1 protein-coding gene and 1 pseudogene are annotated in these 398 nt (G+C 47.5%); one reads left to right on the top strand and one right to left on the bottom strand.

What is annotated here, in order from left to right:
• On the top strand, positions 1 to 110 hold a 110-nt coding region (locus tag A1019T_RS12985; RefSeq protein WP_143514168.1), incomplete at its 5' end, for a transposase domain-containing protein.
• A gap of 47 nt (positions 111 to 157) precedes the next feature.
• Here A1019T_RS12985 and A1019T_RS12980 read toward each other — a convergent pair.
• Positions 158 to 398, bottom strand: a pseudogene (locus A1019T_RS12980) (transposase); the annotation flags it as partial.

Below are 398 nucleotides of genomic sequence, written 5' to 3'. Positions count from 1 at the left end.
GCTTAAATGGCTTGGATGTGTCTGCTTATTTGACAGACGTGCTAAGACGCCTGCCTACTCAAGAGGATCTGGATGAGTTGTTACCTCATCGCTGGGTGCTACCGCAATAGGGGGTTGGTCGGATGCTTACAAACCACCCACTTCAGGGCATAGGTATCTACACAAATTTACTAGCGGCATCAGCGAATTCACGCAGTTTGTCAGGGGGATAATGATTTACCAGTTCGGTAAAATTAAGCCACTGGAACAATCCTGCCATCACAGCAGGTGCGGTTATTGGTTTGCTGCGTTTCATTTGCCGACCTGAGAGGCGCACTAAAAACAAAGCAAACTCTTGTGACTGTTTATCAGATGCTTGCATAATACGCCACACGAGCGTACAAGCCTGAGAGGCAATT

Origin of the sequence: Psychrobacter piechaudii (assembly GCF_900162825.1) — a bacterium.
GTDB lineage: Bacteria > Pseudomonadota > Gammaproteobacteria > Pseudomonadales > Moraxellaceae > Psychrobacter > Psychrobacter piechaudii.
The sequence above is the reverse complement of the archived record's forward strand: the minus strand, read 5'-3'. Positions and strand labels throughout refer to the sequence as shown.